16 protein-coding genes are annotated in these 19,468 nt (G+C 72.8%); 7 read left to right on the top strand and 9 right to left on the bottom strand.

Features of this window, described 5'->3' with window-relative positions; all coding sequences use genetic code 11:
* Nucleotides 1-109: 109 nt before the first annotated feature.
* Nucleotides 110-373, bottom strand: a complete 264-nt coding sequence (locus tag OG625_RS34695; RefSeq protein ID WP_329388903.1) for a helix-turn-helix domain-containing protein — start codon at nt 371-373, stop codon at nt 110-112.
* Between the two features lie 188 nt (nt 374-561).
* Here OG625_RS34695 and OG625_RS34690 point away from each other — a divergent pair, with 188 nt between their 5' ends.
* A complete protein-coding gene (locus tag OG625_RS34690; RefSeq protein ID WP_329388901.1) occupies nt 562-1,866 on the top strand; it encodes a M48 family metallopeptidase in 1,305 nt (434 codons plus the stop codon).
* On the opposite strand, the gene OG625_RS34685 is transcribed toward OG625_RS34690, so the two are convergent.
* A complete protein-coding gene (locus tag OG625_RS34685; protein WP_329388899.1) occupies nt 1,867-2,424 on the bottom strand; it encodes a TetR/AcrR family transcriptional regulator in 558 nt (185 codons plus the stop codon).
* A 128-nt stretch (nt 2,425-2,552) separates the two neighbouring features.
* Between OG625_RS34685 and OG625_RS34680 the strand changes: the two genes are divergently transcribed.
* Nucleotides 2,553-3,902 (top strand): helix-turn-helix domain-containing protein, encoded by a 1,350-nt coding sequence (locus OG625_RS34680; RefSeq protein WP_329388898.1) that lies wholly within the window; start codon nt 2,553-2,555, stop codon nt 3,900-3,902.
* Here the strand turns inward: OG625_RS34680 and OG625_RS34675 are convergent.
* From OG625_RS34675 to OG625_RS34660, 4 genes are all read right to left on the bottom strand, one after another.
* The gene (locus OG625_RS34675; protein ID WP_329388896.1) at nt 3,838-5,760 is read right to left on the bottom strand and encodes an APC family permease; all 1,923 of its coding nucleotides are present in this window, start codon (nt 5,758-5,760) and stop codon (nt 3,838-3,840) included. The two genes, OG625_RS34680 and OG625_RS34675, sit on opposite strands and share 65 nt — an antisense overlap.
* A gap of 51 nt (nt 5,761-5,811) precedes the next feature.
* Entirely contained in the window at nt 5,812-7,263 is a 1,452-nt protein-coding gene (locus OG625_RS34670; RefSeq protein ID WP_329388894.1) for a helix-turn-helix domain-containing protein, read from the bottom strand.
* Nucleotides 7,264-7,473: 210 nt separating this feature from the next.
* A complete protein-coding gene (locus OG625_RS34665; protein ID WP_329388892.1) occupies nt 7,474-7,929 on the bottom strand; it encodes a (2Fe-2S)-binding protein in 456 nt (151 codons plus the stop codon).
* A gap of 15 nt (nt 7,930-7,944) precedes the next feature.
* Nucleotides 7,945-10,155, bottom strand: a complete 2,211-nt coding sequence (locus tag OG625_RS34660) for a xanthine dehydrogenase family protein molybdopterin-binding subunit (RefSeq protein ID WP_329388890.1) — start codon at nt 10,153-10,155, stop codon at nt 7,945-7,947.
* A gap of 297 nt (nt 10,156-10,452) precedes the next feature.
* Between OG625_RS34660 and OG625_RS34655 the strand changes: the two genes are divergently transcribed.
* Both OG625_RS34655 and OG625_RS34650 read left to right on the top strand, forming a co-directional pair.
* Nucleotides 10,453-10,701 carry an SCO4226 family nickel-binding protein gene (locus tag OG625_RS34655; protein WP_329388888.1) on the top strand — a complete coding sequence of 83 codons (249 nt, stop codon included), beginning with the start codon at nt 10,453-10,455 and terminating at the stop codon, nt 10,699-10,701.
* Between the two features lie 193 nt (nt 10,702-10,894).
* Complete coding sequence (locus OG625_RS34650) at nt 10,895-12,316, top strand: PP2C family protein-serine/threonine phosphatase (protein ID WP_329388886.1); 1,422 nt, start codon at nt 10,895-10,897, stop codon at nt 12,314-12,316.
* Between the two features lie 126 nt (nt 12,317-12,442).
* Here OG625_RS34650 and OG625_RS34645 read toward each other — a convergent pair whose 3' ends face one another.
* Nucleotides 12,443-13,954, bottom strand: a complete 1,512-nt coding sequence (locus tag OG625_RS34645; RefSeq protein ID WP_329388885.1) for a DNA-binding protein NsdB — start codon at nt 13,952-13,954, stop codon at nt 12,443-12,445.
* Between the two features lie 229 nt (nt 13,955-14,183).
* On the opposite strand from OG625_RS34645, the gene OG625_RS34640 reads away from it, so the two are divergent.
* From OG625_RS34640 to kstD, 3 genes are all read left to right on the top strand, one after another.
* A complete protein-coding gene (locus OG625_RS34640; protein ID WP_329388884.1) occupies nt 14,184-15,308 on the top strand; it encodes an aminoglycoside phosphotransferase family protein in 1,125 nt (374 codons plus the stop codon).
* A gap of 189 nt (nt 15,309-15,497) precedes the next feature.
* The gene (locus OG625_RS34635; RefSeq protein ID WP_329388882.1) at nt 15,498-16,157 is read left to right on the top strand and encodes a hypothetical protein; all 660 of its coding nucleotides are present in this window, start codon (nt 15,498-15,500) and stop codon (nt 16,155-16,157) included.
* A gap of 88 nt (nt 16,158-16,245) precedes the next feature.
* Nucleotides 16,246-18,030, top strand: coding sequence for a 3-oxosteroid 1-dehydrogenase (gene kstD / locus OG625_RS34630; RefSeq protein ID WP_329388880.1), 1,785 nt, complete (start codon nt 16,246-16,248; stop codon nt 18,028-18,030).
* 37 nt (nt 18,031-18,067) lie between these two features.
* Here kstD and OG625_RS34625 read toward each other — a convergent pair whose 3' ends face one another.
* Nucleotides 18,068-18,568: a hypothetical protein gene (locus OG625_RS34625; protein ID WP_329388879.1), complete on the bottom strand. Its 501-nt coding sequence runs from the start codon at nt 18,566-18,568 to the stop codon at nt 18,068-18,070.
* Nucleotides 18,569-18,684: 116 nt separating this feature from the next.
* The gene (locus OG625_RS34620; RefSeq protein ID WP_329388877.1) at nt 18,685-19,449 is read right to left on the bottom strand and encodes a maleylpyruvate isomerase family mycothiol-dependent enzyme; all 765 of its coding nucleotides are present in this window, start codon (nt 19,447-19,449) and stop codon (nt 18,685-18,687) included.
* Nucleotides 19,450-19,468: the final 19 nt, after the last annotated feature.

The raw sequence follows: 19,468 nt of genomic DNA, 5'->3' as shown, positions 1-19,468 counted from the left end.
CAGGAGGGAACTTACTCAAGTTCCACAGTGCGGAAGGGCGTTCTGGCATTTTCCGCTGGAACATGCGCGAAAGCGCGTAACAGCTTGGCCGGATCCCTTCGGCTTTTGATCAAGATGCGAGCGGTAGATCGTCCGCGAGCCGGAAAGCCCCGCCCTCGCGCTGCACGTAGCCCTCGTGGCTGAGGGTCCGCAGCAAGTGGTAAACGGTGGGCAACGGGATCCCGGTGAGCCGTGAAAGCCGCTTCGCGGTGGCCCCGCCTTCGGCGTACATCGCTTCCACGAGGCGCAGCGCGCGCTGCACGGAACCGATCAGCGTGGGCGTGCTGTCCTTCTGGTTGTGCTCGGCACTCATCTGGTTGTGGTCAGCACCCATGAGTAGTCCCCCTGCTCCGGTACGAGTCCCTGGCAAACCCATCAAAGTCGCTCACCAGCCGCAAACCCAGCTGACTCGCTTAAACCTGAGCATAAGATCACCGCACCCCGATCCGGGCGCGTAGGCGCCCGCCATCCCTTTATCCTGCCCGGACCGCGGCTCCGGAAGGACCGCGGCGGGAGGGGAACATGGAGATCAGCAGTGCGACGGCCGCGCCGTCGGTACGGGAATGCCCGCAGTGCGGGAGCCGCGTGCCGGCGGACGGGCAGTACGTCGAGTGGTGCGCGGCATGCGACTGGAACGTGGACCCGGGCGCCCCGGATCCGGAGCCTGGGCGTGTCGCGGCGTTCCGGCGGCGCCTCGCGCAGCAGTACGGGGACCAGCTGTCGGCCGAGATGGAGCACGGGTCCGACGACGGCGCGCCGCGGGCCCGGAACGCGGCCACGGCGCTCGCCTTCGGCGTGGCCCTGCTCGTGCACGGGATGACCGCGCTCCTGGTGGTGGCCGGGGTGTTGCTGGTGGTCCTGGGATGGGACACGGGGGTCCAACCGGTCTGCGGGCTGCTGCTGATGGGGGTCGCCGCGGCGTTGCGGCCCCGGGCCGGGCAACTGCCGGAGGACGGGCACGTGCTGTACCGGGCGGACGCCCCGCGGCTCTTCGAGCTGATCGACGAGGTCGGGAGCGCGGTCGGGACGGCCGGGGTGCACGCGGTGGTGGTGGGAGCCGAGGCCAACGCGGCGGTGACCACGTACGGCCTGCGGCAGCGGCGCGTGCTGTACCTGGGCCTCGGGCTGTGGGAGATCCTCACGCCGCAGGAGCGCGTGGCACTGCTGGGACACGAGCTGGGGCACTTCGCCCACGGCGACGTCCGGCACGCGCGGGTCACCGGCGGGGCCCTGCACTCACTGGCGGTCTGGTCCTACGTGCTGGCGCCGACACCGGCCACGAACCCGATGGACCGGTTCGTGAACGCGGTGACCTTCGTGCCGCGGTGGGCCGTGTACGGGCTGCTCCACCTGCTCGACCGGCTGACCCTGCGGGCCTCGCTGCGGGCGGAGTACCTGGCCGACGCGAGCGCCGCCCGGGTCGGGTCCACGGAGGCGGCCGTCGCCCTGATGGACCGGCTCCTGGTGGCGGATGCGGTCGAACCGCAGCTGCGCCGGGAGTCGGTGGCCGCGCAGATGCAGGGCGGCCGCGGCGGGCGTGAGGCCCGTGACCAGGCAGAACAGGGGCTGTGGGAGCGGCTGGCGGCGCACGTCGCGACCGTGCCGGAGCGGGAGTACGAACGGCTCCGGCGAGTCGCCGCCCGGCGCGGGCACACCGTGGACTCCACGCACCCGCCGACCCACCTGCGGCGGCGCTGCGCGGCCGCGGCCGGCCCGCATCGGGCACAGGTCACCTACGCGGGCTCCCGGGAGGAGGCGGTCGGCGCCGAACTGGCCCCCGCCCGCACGGCTTTGGCGCGCCGCGTGATCCGTGACCACGCCGGGTGACTACTCCCCGTCCGGGAGCAGGCGTTCGACCAGGGTGTCGATGAGACCCTCCACCGGGTAGGGCTCCAGAGTGGCCGGGACGGTCAGGTCGTCCACGATCAGGCCCGTCATCGCGAGGTACAGCAGCACCACGCCCTGCCGGTCTCCCGGGAGGCCCGATTCCAGGTGCCAGGCGATGTTGTCCTCCAGCTCGGCGGCCTGGAAGTCGGCCAGTTCCGCCCGGAGTTCGGGGCGGCGGCTGCACTCCAGGCGGAGTTCCAGCATCGCGATGTACACGCTGCGCTCGCGCCGCATCCGCTCCACGAGCCGGCCGAGCAGCACCTTGGTGTCGAGCGGTCCGGCCAGCTCCACCGGGTCCGGGACGAGCCGTTCGCGGGTGCGGTGGAGGATCTGCACGAGCAACTGGGCCCGGTTGGCGAAGTAGTTCGAGGCGGTGCCCGTCGGTACGCCCGCCTCCGTGTCCACCGCGCGCAGCGTCAGCCCGCGCGATCCCTCGCGCGCCAGGACTTCGATGGCGGCGTCGAGCAGCGCGGCGCGGCGCTGCGGGTTCTGGCGCATGGACGGTCCTCGGGGTGGCTTCGGTACCTCACGGTGAGCACTGCATGTGCAGTGCTTCGCTCACCGTAGCGGATGGGGCCGGTCCGGGCCCTCCCCAGCGCCCGGGCCCCCGTGCCACCCTGCCCGTCATGGAGCGGATCATCGAGGACGTACGCGAGGACCTGTCCCGCCGCATCGCCGTGGCGGCGCACCGCCTGGCCGACCTGACCCTGGCCGAGGACCCCGCGTACGCCGCCCTGCTCGGCCGGGCCGAGCTGCGCGAGCGGATCCACCACAACCTCCGCCAGGCCGTCGAGGGCCTGGTCCGCAGCTCCCGCGGGCTGCCGGTCGATCTCTCGGACGCCCGGGCCACCGGCACGCTCCGCGCGGAGCAGGGGCTGCCGCTCACCTCGTTGCTGCGCACCTACCGGCGTGGCGGGCGGCTCCTCTGGCAGACCCTCACCGAAGCCGTGGCCGCCCACGACCCGGCGGCGCTGCCCCGGCTGCTGCCCTCCGCGACCCTGCTGTGGGACGTCCTGGACCAGATGACGGACGCCGTGGCGGAGTCCTACCGGAGTACGGAGGCCGCGCGGACCGACCGTGACCGAGAGCGGCGCGCGGCCCTGCTGGACACCCTGCTGGACGGCGCGGTCGCCGCCGGCGGACCGGCCGCCTCGGAGGCCGCCGCACAGCTGGGGCTGCCGGAGCGGGGCCGTTTCGCGGTGGTGGTCGTGGCGGGTGCGGGCGTCGCGGAGGCCGCGGCGAAGGACTCCGCCCGGGCAGGGACCGGGGACGCGGGCCGGGCCGAGCGGGCCGCCGAGGGGCCCGGCAGCGCCGCGGGATCCGGCGCCGCCGCAGGCCCCGGCGCCGCCACGAGACCCGGAGCCTCCGCCGCACCCCGCATGCTGTGGCGGATCCGCGCCGACGGGGAGTGCGGCCTGGTGGATCTGGGCCACCATCCGCTGGAGTCCGTACGGGAGCTGCTCGCGCCGCTCGGGGTCCGCGCCGGGGTCAGCCCGGTGGTCGGGGCCCCGGCCGAGCTGGCCGGGGCGCGGCGGCTGGCCGACCTCGCCCTGCGGACCGCCCCCGCGTCGGGCGGCCCGCGCACGGCGCTGCTGGACGAGGGGCTGCCGGCGGCGCTGGTCGCGGCGCAGGGGGAACTCGCGGCCCGGCTGCGGCAGGTGGTGCTGGGCCCGGTGCTGGCCTTGCCCGCCGAGGACCGCCGGACCCTGCTGACCACCCTCGGCACCTGGCTGACCTGCCAGGGCTCGACCGCGTACGCGGCGCAGCGGCTGTACTGCCACCGCAACACCGTCTCCAACCGGCTGCGCCGCCTGGAGCACCTCACCGGCCGCTCGCTCGCCGACCCCCGGCACGTGGTGGAGCTGGCGCTGGCGCACGCGGCGGTGGTGCAGCGCGCCGCCGCCGACCCCGCTACTCCTCCTTGCCCGCCGACTCCAGCAGGTACGGCACGTCGATCACCGCGACCCCGGGGGTGAAGAGCAGCCGCGCCTTGAGCCGCAGCGCGTTCTGGTTGTGCAGGGGCTGCTCCCACCAGTTCCCCACGACGTACTCCGGGATGACCACCGAGAGCACGTCCGTGGCGGAGTCCGCCGCCAGTTCCTCGACGTGGGCCAGGATCGGGCCGACCACCTCGCGGTACGGGGAGTGCAGGATCTTCAGGGGGATCCCCGGGTCGTGTGCGGTCCAGGCCGCGCGCAGCCGGTCCGCGTCCTCCTCGTCGGCGGCGACGGTGACGGCGGTCAGGGTGTCGGGGCGCAGGCCCTGCGCGTAGCCGAGGGCCTTCATCGTGGGGGCGTGCACGCCGGCGACGAGGACCAGGACGTGATGGCGGGCGGGTTTGCGCGGCTTCGCGTCGGGGGCGATGGCCACTTGCCGGGCGACCTGGTCGTAGTGGCGGCGTACGCCCTTCATCCCGAGGAAGAGCAGCGGCATGGCGATGACGACGAGCCAGGCGCCGTGCGTGAACTTGGTGATGAGGACGATGACGAGGACCAGGGCGGTCAGGATGGCGCCGACCGCGTTGATGGCGAGCCGGCGGTGGATGTGGACGCGTTCCTCGCGCGGGGTGGCGGGTGAGGCGAGCTCCCTGCGCCAGTGCACGACCATGCCGGCCTGGGAGAGGGTGAAGGATACGAAGACGCCGATGATGTAGAGCTGGATGAGGCGGGTGAGATTGGCGTCGAAGGCGATGATGAGGCCGATCGCGACGAGGGCGAGGAGCACGACTCCGTTGGAGTAGACGAGCCGGTCGCCGCGGTTGAAGAGCTGGCGGGGCGCGTACCGGTCCTTTGCCAGGATCGAGGCGAGCATCGGGAAGCCGTTGAAGGCGGTGTTCGCGGCGAGGATCAGCACGCCGGCGGTGACGGCCTGGAGCAGGTAGAAGAGGAAGTGCCAGTCGCCGAAGGTGGCACGGCCGATCTGGGCGAGGGCGGTGGACATCGGCGTGCCGGGGGCCAGGCCCAGTTCGGTGGGGTCTTCGGCGACGTGGACCTTGTACGTCATGGCGAGGGCGGTGATGCCCACGAACATCGTCACGGAGAGGAAGCCCATCGCGGCCAGGGTGGTCGCCGCGTTCTTTGCCTTCGGCTTCTGGAAGGCGGGCACACCGTTGCTGATCGCCTCGACGCCGGTGAGGGCGGTGCAGCCGGAGGCGAAGGCGCGCATCGCGAGGAGCACGAGGGCGATGCCGGTGTAGGTGCCGGTCTCGGTGATCGGCAGGTCGGCGGACTCGGCGCGGATGGTCTCGCCGGTCGCCAGTCGTACGGCGGCGCAGGCGAACATGAGGTAGATGACGAGGACGAACCCGTAGGTGGGGATGGCGAAGATCCGGCCGGACTCGCGGACGCCGCGCAGGTTCATCACGGTCAGCAGCACCACGAAGGCGACCGACAGGGCCACTTCGTGGTCGTTCAGCGAGGGGATGGCCGAGGTGATGGCGGAGACGCCGGAGACGACGGAGACGGCGACCGTCATCACGTAGTCGACGAGCAGGGCGCTGGCGGCGGTCAGCGCGGCGGTCGGGCCGAGGTTCTCCTTGCTCACGACGTACGCGCCGCCGCCGCTGGGATAGGCGTGGCAGGTCTGCCGGTACGAGGCGATGACCACGACGAGGAGGAAGACGATGGCGGCTGCCGCGTACCAGGCGAGGTGGAGCAGTGCGACGCCGCCGAGGGCGAGGATCAGCAGGATCTCCTCGGTGGCGTAGGCCACCGAGGAGAGCGGGTCGCTGCAGAAGATCGGCAGGGCGAGCCGTTTGGGCAACAGGGTCTCGCCCAGGCGCGCGGTGTCGAGGGGTTCACCGACCAGCACGCGTTTCGCATTGATGCGCCTCATTCAGGCATGATCGTGCACGTTTCACGCTATTCGCCCCTTTTGGTGACTGTGTCACCCGGCGAGCTCCTCCGCCCGATGTGCCAGCCACAGGTCGTGGCGGGCACTCGGCGATTGGAGCAGCGAGCGCTCCAGCAGCGCCTCGACACGGGCCAGCCGTTTGCGGGCGCCCGGGACGGAGATCCCCAGCGTGGCGGCCGCCGGGCCGAGTTGGGCATCGTGGTCCAGCCAGACGCGCACCGTGACGCGGGCCCCGGGCGGGGCATCGGGCCCGGCCAGCGGGCGCAGGTGGGCGCGGGCCCAGTCGGTCAGGCGGGGATCGCCCAGCACCTCGTCGAGGCTGCCCGCGCCGGATCGCCCGGAGGCGTTCGGGGCGCTGCCGCCCGGGGTGAGCCGCAGCGCGAGCGAGAGCGCCGACTGGTCCGCGAGCCGCGCGAGGTCCAGCCCGAGCAGCCCCTCGGCGAGCCGGAGCCGGCCGGCCAGGGTGTTGCGGTGGATCTTCAGCAGGCGGGTGGCGTGCGAAGTGAAGTTGAGCCACGCGTGGACCGTCGCGCGCAGCTCCTGCGCTCCCGGGTCCTGGGCCCGCCTGGGCTCGTACGTGTGCAGCGGCGCGAGCAGGGCCCCGGCCCAGCCGGCGCCGGCCCCGTGCGCGGCGAGCGCCAGCTCGGGGCCGGGTCCGAAGCGGGCGTGCCGCTCGCCCCGCCCCCGCGCGACGGCGAGGGCGTGGAAGGCCTGTGTGTAGGCGGCCGGGGCCTCCCGCAGACCCACCCGTGCGCTGACCCCGACCACGGCGTCCCGGGCCACCCCCGCGAGCGCCCCGGCGAGGGGGTCGACCTCGGCCGAGGCCGCCGCCGGGTCGTCCGGGACGAGCACGATGAGGTGGCGTGCGTACACGGGGCAGCGCACGGTCCAGGCCCGGCCGCCCGTCAGCTCCGCGCACAGCCGGGCCACTTCGGCGCGCTGCCCGGTCCGGCACTCCACGACGTACATCCGCATCGGGTCGGGGAGGGAGGGCCCCAGCGCCCCGGCGACCTGGTGGGCGGTGGAGAGCCGGCCGTTCATCAGCAGGTGCAGCACCGCCTCGCGGGCCCGCGCCTCGGCGAGTCCGGCCCGCTCCTCGCGCAGCGCTGCCTCCTCGGCGCGCAGTACGAGGGCCAGCGGTACGGCGGAGTCCGCGAGCAGGGTCGCCGCCTCGGGTGGCTGCGGCCGCTCCAGTACGGCGGCCAGTGCGCGCCGCTCGTCCAGCGCGAACAGCAGCGTCGCGGAGGTCTCGCCCTCCAGGACGGCCGAGCTCAGGCCGCGGGCGCGCATCTCGGCGGCGCCCCGCAGGGCGGGTTCGGGCCCCTGGCCGGGGGCCGTGCCGGGTACCCGTTCCGGCGAGGCCGGTTCGGCGTCGACCACTCCGACCCAGCCTCCGAGCCGGGTGGCGAGCCAGCCGAGCAGCGCGGCCGATCCCACGGTGTGGGCGAGCCGGTGGACCTTGAGGACATCGTCTGACCGGGACACCGGCGCATTCAACCACCCGGCGCACACTGTGCGCTGTGATACCCGTCTCGCCCGGTCGCTGGGCACTTCGAACCCTGTGCACGACCGGCGCCCCGCCTAGGTTGGGCGATGAGCGGTCGGACCCCGGCGCGAAGCGGAATCACCGCGACGGGGGAACGCCGGGGTCCCTCCTTGCTCACGCCGTCGGGTCGACGTCAGACCGACGGCGGGTCACATCTTGGCGGCCGCGCTGCGGATGGCCTCCCGGATGCGGACGTAGGTGCCGCAGCGGCAGATGTTGGCGATGGCGTCGATGTCCTCGTCGGTGGGTTCGCTCGTCCGCTGGAGCAGTGCGACGGCGGCCATGATCTGACCGGGCTGGCAGAAACCGCACTGGGCGACGTCCTGTTCGAGCCAGGCCTCCTGCACCGGGTGCAGCTCGTCCCCGTTCGCAAGCCCCTCGATGGTGGTCACCGACTTGCCGGCACAGGCGGAGACGGGCACCACGCAGGGGCGTATGTCGGCGCCGTCGAGGTGGCTGGTGCAGGCCTTGCAGACGTCCACTCCGCAGCCGTACTTGGGGCCGTTGACGCCCAGCATGTCGCGGAGCACCCACAGCAGGGGCAGGTCGTCGGGGGCGTCCACGGTGACGCTCTGCCCGTTGACGGTGAAGGTGTGCGAGGGCACGGCGTACTCCAGCGGTTAGCGCGGGTAGGGGGTGAAGTCGACGTCGAAGTCGAGGGGGAAGCTGCGGGGCTTGGAACCGGTGGCCCGGGCCCAGGCGTTGGCGATGGCTCCGACGGCGGCGGGCACGCCGAGCTCTCCCGCGCCGCCGGGCTCCTCGCCGGTGGCCGGCAGTACGAAGACCCGTACGTCGAGCGGGGTGTCGCGCTGCTTCGCCCAGTGGAACTGGCTGTAACTGCCTTCCAGTGGAAGCCCCTTGTCCAGGTGGAGTCCGGCGCGCAGGGTGGTGGAGATGGCGTCGGTGAGGCCGCCGATCATCTGGGCCTCCAGTCCGCGCGGGTTGACGGGCAGGCCCACGTCCACGGCGATGACCGCCTTGGTGACGCGGACGTGCTCCGGGTCGCGGGTGTCGATCTCCACGAGGCACGCGGTGCGGGACTTGTACTCCTCGTGGAAGGCGATCCCCTGCGCGCGGCCCGCACCCATCGGCCGCCCCCACTCCCCTTCGGCCGCCACCTTGTCGAGTACGGCGCGCTGGGCGGCCGTCTTCAGGAAGAGGCGGCGGAACTGGTACGGGTCGCGGCCGGTCTTCGCGGCGAGTTCGTCGACCACGATCTCCTCCGCGCCGCGCGTGTTGGCGGAGTACACCGACCGCCAGGATCCGGTGGGGATGCCCGTCGGCACCTCGGTCAGGACCTGGGTGGTGACGCCGAAGTTGTAGGGGGACTTCACCGTGGTCAGGAACAGGGTCTGGGCGAGGGTGGCGTTGCCGATGCCGAGCGGCAGGTGCGCCGCGGTCGCGGTGATGATCTCGCCGAGTCCGTGCCGGAAGTCGGTCTCGGCGGCGGCGACGCGGTGCTCGAAGGTGAGCACCTCGCCGAGCAGGTGGGTGGCGCGGATCTTGTGGTGGGTGGCGGGGCGCATCCGGCCGTGCCGGGTGTCGTCGACGCGGGTCCACATCAGCTTGACGGGGCGGCGGCAGGCCTTCGAGACACGGGCGGCCTCCAGGGCCGCGTCGAAGAAGAGGCGTCGGCCGAAGGAGCCGCCGGCCTGCACCACGTGCACCTGCACCTTGCCCAGCGGCAGCCCGAGCTCGGCGGCGATGGTCTCGCGGGCCACGATCGGGGACTTGAGCCCGGACCAGATCTCGGCGCGGTCCTCCCGTACGTCGGCTATCGCGGAGTTGGTCTCCATCGGGGCGTGGCTGACGAAGGCGAAGTCGAACTCGGCGTCCACGTACGGGGTCAGCAGCGGCGGCACCAGCAGCGGCGCGGTGGCCGCGCGCAGTTTCGTACGTACCTCGGCGTCGGAGAGCCGGTCGGCGGGGCCGGGGCCCCAGGTGACCTGGAGGGCGGCCTTGGCGGTCAGGGCCTGCCCGAAGGTCTCCGCGACGACGGCGACCCCGCTCGGGATGGTCACCACGTGCAGCACGCCGGGCATGGCCTGGACGGCGGCGAGGTTGTCGACGGAGCGGACGCCGCCGCCGAGGGTGGGCGGGCGGCGCACCACGCAGGGCTTGGCCCCGGGCACGTCGAGGTCGAGGGTGTACTTCTGCGCGCCGGTGACCATGGCGCGGGCGTCGACGCGGCCGGTGGGCTTGCCCACGAGGGCGTGCTTCGCCGTCTTCTTGGGGGTGGCGCCGAGGACGACGAGCGCGGGGTCGGCGGCGGCCGCGGCGAGGCTGCCGTAGTCGGCGGTGCGGCCGTCGGGGGCGCGGACGGCGCCGTTCGCGGTGGTCAGCGTGGAGGCGGACAGGCTCCAGCGGACGGCGGCGGCTGCGACGAGCCGGGCCCGGGCGGTGGCGGCGCACTGGCGGACGGGACCGTAGAGGGAGCGGATGGAGTTGGAGGATCCGGTGAGCTGGTTGAAGAGCAGCTCGGGCCGTGCGTCGTCCAGTTCCACCCGTACGTCGGCCAGCGGCGCGTCGAGTTCCTCCGCGACCAGCATGGCCACGGCGGTGGTCAGACCCTGGCCGACCTCCTCGCGCGGCAGCCGGAAGCGGATGGTCCCGTCCGCCTCCACGGCGAGCGCCAGCAGGGCGGACGTGGGCGCCCCCGCCAGGATGAACAGGTCGCCGAGGTCGATGATGTCGGCGATGGCGGGCAGGCTCGGCACCACGGCGTGTGCGGGCTGCGGGGCGACCGCGTCGACGCCGGCGCGGGTGACGAGGGCGAGGGTCGGCGCCGCGACGAGGTAGGTCAGGAAGGAGCGACGGCTCTGCCCGGTCATTTCTTTGTGTCCCCACCCTGCGCGGGTCCGCCGCAGCGGACCGGCCCCCGATCATTACCGGCACGTAGAGTAGCGACCCCCGGGTGTGGTGGGAAGCCTGGGGAGCCTCCGGGGAAGCCAGGGGAGCCGCCGGAGCGCGGGTCCTCCGTTCGGGGTACGCCATGCATCCGCGTGTGAGGCGGGTACGGCCGCGCGGGCCCTCGTACAGCTCGGCCGTACGAGCGAGCGGGCCCTGCCGGAAGGCCGTTTTTCGGCCGCGGGCGGACGATGGAATGGACGAAGAGGAGGTGCTCCGCGATGGCCAAGTTCATGGATGTCCACACGGACATGAAGGGCATCACCCAGGAGCAGCTGATGGCCGCCCACAAGGCGGACCTGGCGATCGAAAAGGAAGAAGGTGTCCACTTCGAGCGGGCGTGGGCCGACCCGGGGACGGGCACGGTCTACTGCCTCTCCGAGGGCCCGTCCGCCGACGCGGTCCAGCGGATCCACGAGCGCACGGGACACCCCGCGAACGAGATCCACCCGGTGCCGCTGAGCGTGTAGGGGCGGCCGCCTGACTGGATTCGTTCGCACGCGAACAACCCATGGTGGGACGGCCGAGAGGCCTGCGGCATATGCCGGAAGCAAGACCGTCGCGGATGTTGCCAAACGCCTTACACGCAGTCGCTGCCTGTGCAACAGTCGTTACCGGTCCTTCCTTCAGACTTGGCCGTGCCGCGCCTGTATCGGAGTTCTCATGCCGTCCCACCTGTTCGCGGACCGTCCCGCGCAGCCGCCCGAGCCGGGGTCGGTGGACGCACTGATCTCACAGACCCGGCGGCTGCGGGGAGAAGTGGACGCGGTGCGCCGCGACACGGTCGTCGACGACGACGACGCCCAGGGCCGCTGGCAGCGAGCCCTGTGCGACCTCGCCGTGCACCACCTCGACGACCTCGGCGAGCACCTCGGCCAGCTCAAGGAGGGGCTGCCGCCGGCGCCCGAGACCATCGAGCTCCCGCATTCCGCCCCCGAGGCCGGGCCCGAGGCACAGACCCGGGTCGGCAGCGCCGAGTGGAACCTGCTGACCGACGAGGTCAGTTGGTCCGACGAGCTGTTCCAGATCTTCGGCCGCTCCCCCGAGGCGGGCGCGCTCCCCCTCGACGAACTGGGCTCGACCCTGTTCTCCGAGGACCAGCCGCTGCTCACCGCGTGGGTGACCGCCTGCCTGGTCGACGGCAAGGCGATCGACGGCGAGTTCCGCATCGTCCGGGCCGACGGCCGGGTCCGGACGCTGCACATGAGGGGCGAGCCGGTACTCGACTCCGACGGTTGCACGGCCTCCATGTGGGCCGTACTGCGGGACGTGAGTGAACTGCGCCGGAGCCAGCGGGCGGTGCGCGAGTCACGGGACTCGCTGCAGCGCCAGCGGGAGATCGCGCAGACCGAGCACCGGCTGGCGGTCGAGCTGCAGGAAGCCGTGCTCCCCCCGTGGCGCGGCTCCCTGCGGTTCCCGCACGGCAACGCGGGCACCCTGGACGTGGCCGCCCACTACCTGCCCTCCGCGACCAGCGCGCTGATCGGCGGCGACTGGTACGACGCCCTCGAACTCCCCGACGGCAGCTCGATGCTGACCGTCGGCGACCTGACCGGCCACGGCGTGACAGCCACCTCCGGGATGGCGATGATGCTGGGCGCCCTGCGCGGCATGGCCATGGCCGGGATCGAGCCCGGCCCGCTGATGGGCTGGCTCAACCAGCTCCTCGAAACTTCCGTCCAGCCCGCGCTCGGCTCGGCCGTGTGCTGCCGCTACGACGCCACGCGCCGCGTCCTGTCCTGGGCGCAGGCAGGCCACCCGGCACCCCTGCTGTTCCGGCGCGGATCGGGCCGGTCCCTGCTGCCGCCGGAGGGGGTGCTGCTGGGCGCGACCTCCGGGGCGGCGTACGGGCAGGCCGAGGAGCGGCTCGAAGTGGGCGACGTACTCGTGCTCCACACGGACGGACTGACCCCGCGCAGCATCGAGTTCAGCCGCGCGGACGGCTCGGAACGCCTCCTGGCACTCGCGCCGCGGTTCTCGGCGGCGCGGTCGGCGCAGGACTGCGTGCGGATGGTGATCGAGGAGTTCGGCGAGAGCGAGCGCGAGGACGACGCCTGCGTGCTGGTCGCCCGGGTGGGGGGATAGGCCGGTCAGGGGCCGGCCGCCGGGCGGTCGGAGGCAGGGTGGGACGTACGGACTTCAGGGCCGCGCCGTCAGGCGCGGCCTTTCTCGTCTCGGCTCATCTCGGTGCGGGGCCCGGGCCGGGGCACGCTACGCCCGTGTCCGTGTCCCCGTACCGCGCGGCCCGCGCACCGGCGCCGGGCTGTCGGGGAGGGCCAGTTCGATCTCCTCGCGGAGGTCCTCGATGCGCGAGTAGCCGGAGTACTGGCCGGTGAGCCGGTACATCTCGCGCAGCCGGTCCCATGTCCGGTGCGAGGAAGTCTCGTTCATCGACACCAGGGCCAGGCGGGCGTACCGGTCGGCCTGTTCCGGGTCGTCGGCGATGAAACAGGCCGAGGCCATCGAGATGTAGTCGAAGATCTGCGAGCGCTGGTGGCCCTCACCGCGCAGTCGCAGCGCCTCTTTGGCGTGCCGGGCCGCGACCGGCGCCGCCGTGGCGTCGTGGTCGGCGAGGGTGCGGTAGGCGAGGGCCTGCATGCCGTGCAGGTCCGCCTCGTCGAAGTTCTGCATCCAGCTCGGCGGCGGCACGTCGCCCTTGTCGGAGACGAACAGCTCCTCCGCCTCGCCCAGGGTGCGGCGCATGGCCTGGCCCTTGCCCATGGCGGCCTGCGCCCAGGCCTCGATGGTGTGCAGCATGGCGCGGGTGCGCGGCAGGGTCCGCTCCCCGGAGCCGGACTGGGCGAGCTTCATCAGGTCCAGGGCCTCGTTCGGCCGGCCGAGGTGGACCATCTGGCGGGCGGCGCGGGACAGTGCCTCCCCGGCGCGCGGCCGGTCGCCGCCCTCGCGGGCCGCGTGCGCGGCGATGACGAAGTACTTCTGCGCGGTGGGTTCGAGACCCACGTCGTGGGACATCCAGCCGGCGAGCACCGCCAGGTTGGCCGCCACCCCCCAGAGCCTGCGCTGGAGGTGGTCGGGGTGGTGGTAGGCCAGCATCCCGCCGACCTCGTTCAGCTGGCCCACGACGGCCTTTCGCTGGAGCCCGCCGCCTCTGGAGGCGTCCCAGGCGCGGAACACCTCGACGGAACGTTCCAGTGCCTCGATCTCCTGCGAGCCGATCGGGGCGGCCTCGTAGCGGTCGTAGCCCGCCGGGTCGGCCTGGAAGGCATCCCCGAAGTGCTGCGCCTCCTTGGCGAGGGCTGGGTCGGTGTGGAGCCAGTCGTGCATGGCGTTGCTGATTGCGGAGCCGGCGGTGAGCGCGGCGCCCGCGCCCATCAGACCGCGACGGTTGAGCATGAGGTCCATTCCCGTGAATTCGGTGAGGACCGCGGCTGTGCGTTCGGGCGCCCAGGGCATTCCGTCGGGGTTCTGCCGATCCCCGTCCGACTGCCGTCTCGTGGTGCGCCGCTGCCGTACGAACCCGAGGTCCTCGTTGGTCACGACACGACCGAGCCGCTCGGTGAACAGTGCTGCCAGTACCGTGGGCACCGGTTCGCGCGGGGTCTCCCCCATGTCGATCCAGCGCCGCACCCGCGAGGTGTCGGTGGCCAGCTGGGGGTGGCCCATGGCCGCCGCCTGCCGATTGACCATCCTCGCCAGTTCGCCCTTCGACCAGCCGGCCAGGCCGAACAGGTCGTTCAAGCGGGTGTTTGGACCTTTGCTCACGTCAAGCCCCCAGGTTCTCGGCTGAGTTGACAGTAGCCCCCTGTCACGTGCCCAGCGACAATTCGCCAGCCTTCGCCAGGGCACGCCCGATGGTTCGCCACCTGCGGCCGGGTGTCAGGTAGGAATGCGCCTCCCCGACCCGGTCACCGGCGGAACTCCCCAGGGTGAAGTACGGGATCCGGCGGGGTGGCGTACGAAACCAGTCGGCGCACGAAGGGATCCGTAAGCCATGTACGCAGCAACGTCCTCCGTGTCCGCACCTGTCCGGCCCTACCGCACGCTCCCGGCGGGAGGCGGCCCCTACCTCGAACCCGGCCGGCCGGCCTCGGCGGCGCAGGGCGCCGTTCGGGCCCGGCGGATGCCGGGATCCGGATCGCAGCCGCTCAGCGGAAGAATCGACCTCTCGGGGCCGCAGGGGGCGCAACTGCGCACCGCGCTCGCCTCGGTGCAGCGGATCTGTCCGGAGTTCGCGCCGGTACAGGTACTGCGGCGCAGCGGCCGGTCGGTCCTCCTGGTGGGCACGACCGGTCGGATGACCGCCGTCGCGAAGGTTTTACTGGATCACTCGCCGGAGTGGCGCGAGCGCTACCGGCACGAAATAGCGGCGTACCGGACGTTCGTCCGGCACCGCCCTCCGGTTCGCGTACCGCGGCTGATCGCCGCCGACCCGGAGAACTGCACGTTGGTGGTCGAGCGGATGGCGGGCCGGGTCGCCGCGCTCCAGCGGCACCCGGTGGAACCGCCGCCGCGGGTGGACCTGCGGGCGGCGCTGGGGGCGGTGTGCCGGATCAACCAGTGGCGTCCGCCGACCGAGCTGTTCGGGACCCCGATGAACTACGCGCGGCGGATCGCCCGCGACTACGAGCTGGGGCTGCTGACCGACCGGGACCTCGGTGACCTGCAGAAGCTGCTGCACGGCGTGAAGCTGTCGGGCACGGCGCTGCAGTTCAACCACGGTGACGCGCTGCTCTCGAACCTGCTGCTGTCCCCGGCGGGGCCGGTGCTGCTCGACTGGGAGCACGCGGGGTGGTACCTGCCCGGCTACGACCTGGCCACGCTGTGGACGGTACTGGGCGACGCCCCGGCCGCCCGGGCGCAGATCAGCAGGCTCGCCCAGGCGGCCGGTCCGGCAGCGCGGGACGCCTTCCTGGTCAATCTGATGCTGGTGCTGACCAGGGAGATCCGGATGTGCGAGACGGCGGTGCAGCGCTCGATGCTGGCGACCGCCCCGACCCAGCCGCTCCCGTCGGGCTCCCTGTCCTCGGGCGAGGAGCAGCGGCTGCTGCTGCGCCGGCTGCACGACGACGCCGGGATGGCCCGCAGGGCGGTCCGGGCGGCGGTCGGCACTCGGTAGGTCCTGCCGGGCCCGCCGGCCCAAGGCGCGAAGTCCCGTGGCCCCCACCGCCACGGGACTTCGCTCGTGTGGGGCGGTGTACGCCACGGGGCCGATGCGTCTCCCCCGTGCGGGTGGGACCGGATACGCCCGGCGGTCGATCCGCGGGTACCGGGCGGGATGCGATCTTGGGAGGAGGCCGGGCAAGCGGTGCCGGGCACTCTGGAGGTCGCGATGACCGTGCATGCCGACACCAAGCCGTCCGGCGGGCGCCGGGGCCCTGTTGCCGAAGTGGATCCGCCGGGATCCGGACGTGGCCCCCGCGCCGCCTGGAAGGCCGCGCACGCCCCGGTCGCGGGAGTCCCTCGGTACGCGCGGATCGCCGCGGCCGCGATCCCCTTCGTCGTGCTGCCGTCGTGTGTCTGGCGAGTGGGGCTGCTCTTCGTCGAGCACTCCGAGGCGGACAGGGGGAGTCTGCCGCGCTGGTTGCCGCTCGATGTGTACGTGTCTCTCCTCTCGGTCTTCTCCGAGCTGCTGGCCTTCACCGCGGTGGGGCTGGTGGCCTCGTGGGGCGAGGTGGTTCCGCGCTGGATCCCCGTACTGGGCGGCCGGCGGATCCCGGTGGCGGCCGCGGTCGTACCGGCCGCGCTGGGGGCCTTGGCGCTGACCCTGCTGTGGACCGTGCTCGGCGCGGCCGCGGTGGCCGGGACCACCCTCCAGGGTGATCCGCTACCCGCGGACGCCCCGAGCGAGGCGGGCGGCTTGAGCGCCGCGTGGTTCTACGTCTGCTACGCCCCGCTGGTGCTGTGGGGACCGCTGCTGGGTGTGGTGACGGTGGCGTACTGGAGGCGGCGGCGCCAGATGCCTTGACATCACATGATCCCCCGAACACCTTTTCTGACTCAGCATCAGACGTGCTGGATCCACCCTGGCCTCCCCACTCCGCTGGAGCCTGCCCATGTCCGCAAGCGCTTCACGCACCTCCTCCGAAGCCCTCCCGTCCAGACGTACGGTCATCACCGGCACGGGAGCCGGGGTGCTCGCCGCCACCGTGCTGCCGTCCGCCGCCGCGCGCGCCACGGACGGTCCCCCACTCGGCGAGTACGACGTCGTCGTGGTCGGTTCCGGGGCCGCCGGGATGACCGCCGCGCTCACCGCCGCCAAGCGGGGGCTGAGCGTGCTGGTCGTCGAGAAGGCCCCCACCTTCGGCGGTTCGGCGGCCCGTTCCGGAGCCGGGATCTGGTTGCCGAACAACTCCGTGATCCTCGGGGCGGGCGTGCCGGACACTCCGCAGAAGGCCGCGACCTACCTCGCGGCGGTCGTCGGGAGCGAGGTGCCGGCCGACCGCCAGGCGGCGTTCCTGTCGAACGGGCCGCGGATGCTGGACTTCGTGATGGCCAACAGCCCGCTCAAGTTCCGCTTCATGGACGGCTACAGCGACTACTACCCCAACCTGCCCGGCGGTCTGCCGGGCGGCCGCTCCATCGAGCCGGATTACCTCGACGGGAACATCCTGGGCGCCGAACTGGCCCGCCTGAACCCGGCGTACATACCGGTCCCGGCCGGGATGGTGGTGTTCAGCCAGGACTACAAGTGGCTGAACCTCGCCGCGGTGAACGCGAAGGGGCTCGCCGTGTCGACGGAGTGCCTGGCGCGCGGCACGAAGGCGGCGCTGTGCGGGGAGAAGCCGCTGACGATGGGGCAGGCCCTGGCGGCCGGCCTGCGGGCCGGGCTCATGCGGGCCGGGGTGCCCGTGTGGCTGAACAGCCCGCTGGTCGACCTGGTCGAAGAGGGCGGCGCGATCACGGGGGTGGTGGTCGAGAAGGCGGGCGTACGGGGCACCGTACGGGCCCGGCGGGGGGTGGTCATCGGCTCGGGCGGTTTCGAGCACAACGCGCAGATGCGTGCGCAGTACCAGCAGCAGCCGGTCGGCACCCAATGGTCGGTGGGCGCGAAGGAGAACACCGGCGACGGCATTCGGGCGGGGCAGCGGGCGGGGGCGGCGCTGGCCCTGATGGACGACGCGTGGTGGGGGCCTTCGATCCCGCTGCCCGGGGAACCGTACTTCTGCCTCGCGGAACGGACCCTGCCGGGCGGGCTGATCGTGAACGCGAAGGGCGCGCGGTTCGTCAACGAGGCGGCGCCGTACAGCGATGTCGTGCACGTGATGTACGAGAAGGACCGGGGCGCGGTCGGCTCGCACATCCCGGCGTGGCTGATCGTGGATCAGAATTACCGCAACAAGTACCTGTTCAAGGACATCCTGCCGACGATCGTCTTCCCGGACTCCTGGTACGAGGCGGGGGCGGCGAAGAAGGCGTGGAGCTGGGACGCCCTCGCCGGCCAGATCGGGGTTCCGGCGGCGGCTCTGCGGGCGACGCTCAACCGGTTCAACATGCAGGCGTGGAACGGTACCGACTCCGACTTCCACCGGGGCGACACCGCGTACGACCACTACTACACGGACCCGGGGGTGACGCCGAACTCGTGCCTGGCGCCGATCTGGGCCCCGCCGTTCTACGCGTTCAAGATCGTGCCGGGGGATCTCGGTACGAAGGGCGGGATCGTGACCGACGCACGGGCCCGGGCGCTGCGGGCGGACGGCTCGGTGATCCGGGGTCTGTACGCGGCGGGCAACGCGAGCGCGGCGGTGATGGGCCACAGTTACGCGGGGGCCGGATCGACGATCGGTCCCGCGATGACGTTCGGCTACGTGGCGGCGAACGCCATCGCGGACGCGTGACCTCGTGGTCTAGGGGTTCCTGGTCCCGCCGGTCCTGCTAGCCCTGCTGGAAGAGCTCGGCGGGGAGCGGCTTCAGGAGGGCGTAGAGGTCATCGGTGATCGGGCGGTCCCAGCTGGCGATGGTGACCAGCACGTTGTCGCTGCGGTCGAACTGGACGCAGGAGATGCGGGACTCCGACAGCTTGATCTTCCGGACGATGAGGAGGTTGTCGCCCTGCATGACGGGGCAGTCCTCGATGCCGGTGACCTCGACGTCCTCGTCGTTCTCCAGTGCGTCGAGGAGCTGGGCCACCTCGAAGGGCACCTCTCCGTCGGCGAGGTCCCGGGCGGGGGATCCCTCGGGGAGGTTGCCGATGATCATCGCGGGGCCGCGTCCGCCGAACAGGTCGTAGCGGAGGAAGACACCCTGGCAGCTGCCGTCGGGCGCGGGCAGCAGCCCGGCCCCGAGATTGCCCGGCCAGTCCCCCGGGTCCATGGCCAGGACGTCGAAGTCCGGGCCGGCGGGTGTGGCGGCGCGGTGGCGGCGGAGGAAGGACATGCCGCCATGGTACGTGTCCGCACGGCCTTTCCGGCCCGGGGGCCCCGATCCGGCCGGTGCCGCGCGGGGGCCGGCCGGGGGCGGGCGGGGGTACCGGGACGGGGTGTGCCCGCCCGTCAGACCTGCGGGACCAGCGTGAACCAGTGGCGGAGGCGGGTGGCGTCGCCGGAGACCCGCAGGGCCGTGGCCGGGGGGCGGCCCCAGAGGAAGAGGGCCAGGTCCGAGGCCGGCCCGGCGGCCTCGACGTCCACCGGCGCGGTGGTGGGACCGTCCTCCAGCCGTACCTCGTCGCCGGCGAAGGCGACCGTCCAGGATTCCGGGCCGTCGGTGCGCCTGAAGCGGTAGCGCTCCCCGGTTCCCGGCGGGGCCTGCTTCCAGGAGCGGCGGGCCGGGGCCATCACCTGGAAGGTCTGGGTCACGGCGTCCGCGGACAGGGTCGGGTCGAGGGGGCCGGGGGTGCCCGTCGCGGATTCGGCGTCCCAGCGGTGGACCGCCAGCTCGATCAGCTGCATCCGCAGCCAGAAGCCGGAGCTCTGCTCCGCCGACCAGCTCCACACCGGGGTGTCCGTGCCGAGCTCCCGGAAGAGCTCCGCCAGCTCGCGCGCCCCCTGCGCGAACCAGTCCGTCAGCGCCTCCGGGTCGGCCGGGACATCCGGGAGGGCGAGCCCCGCCGGGTCCGGCGGGGCCGCGAGCCGCTCCCGAAGCACGTGCGCGAGGTAGCGGTGCACACCCCCCAGGTGCCCGACGAGGTCGGAGACCGACCAGCCGGGGCAGGAGGGGACCGGGGGCAGCGGTCCGCCAGCGTCGACGGCGCGGCGGACCGCCTTCTCGAAGGCGGACGCCTCGCTCTGGAACAGGGTGATCCGTTCTGTCTGGTCCATGCGGTTCACCCTGCCCGCC

It is taken from the genome of Streptomyces sp. NBC_01351 (assembly GCF_036237315.1).
GTDB lineage: Bacteria > Actinomycetota > Actinomycetes > Streptomycetales > Streptomycetaceae > Streptomyces.
The sequence above is the reverse complement of the archived record's forward strand: the minus strand, read 5'-3'. Positions and strand labels throughout refer to the sequence as shown.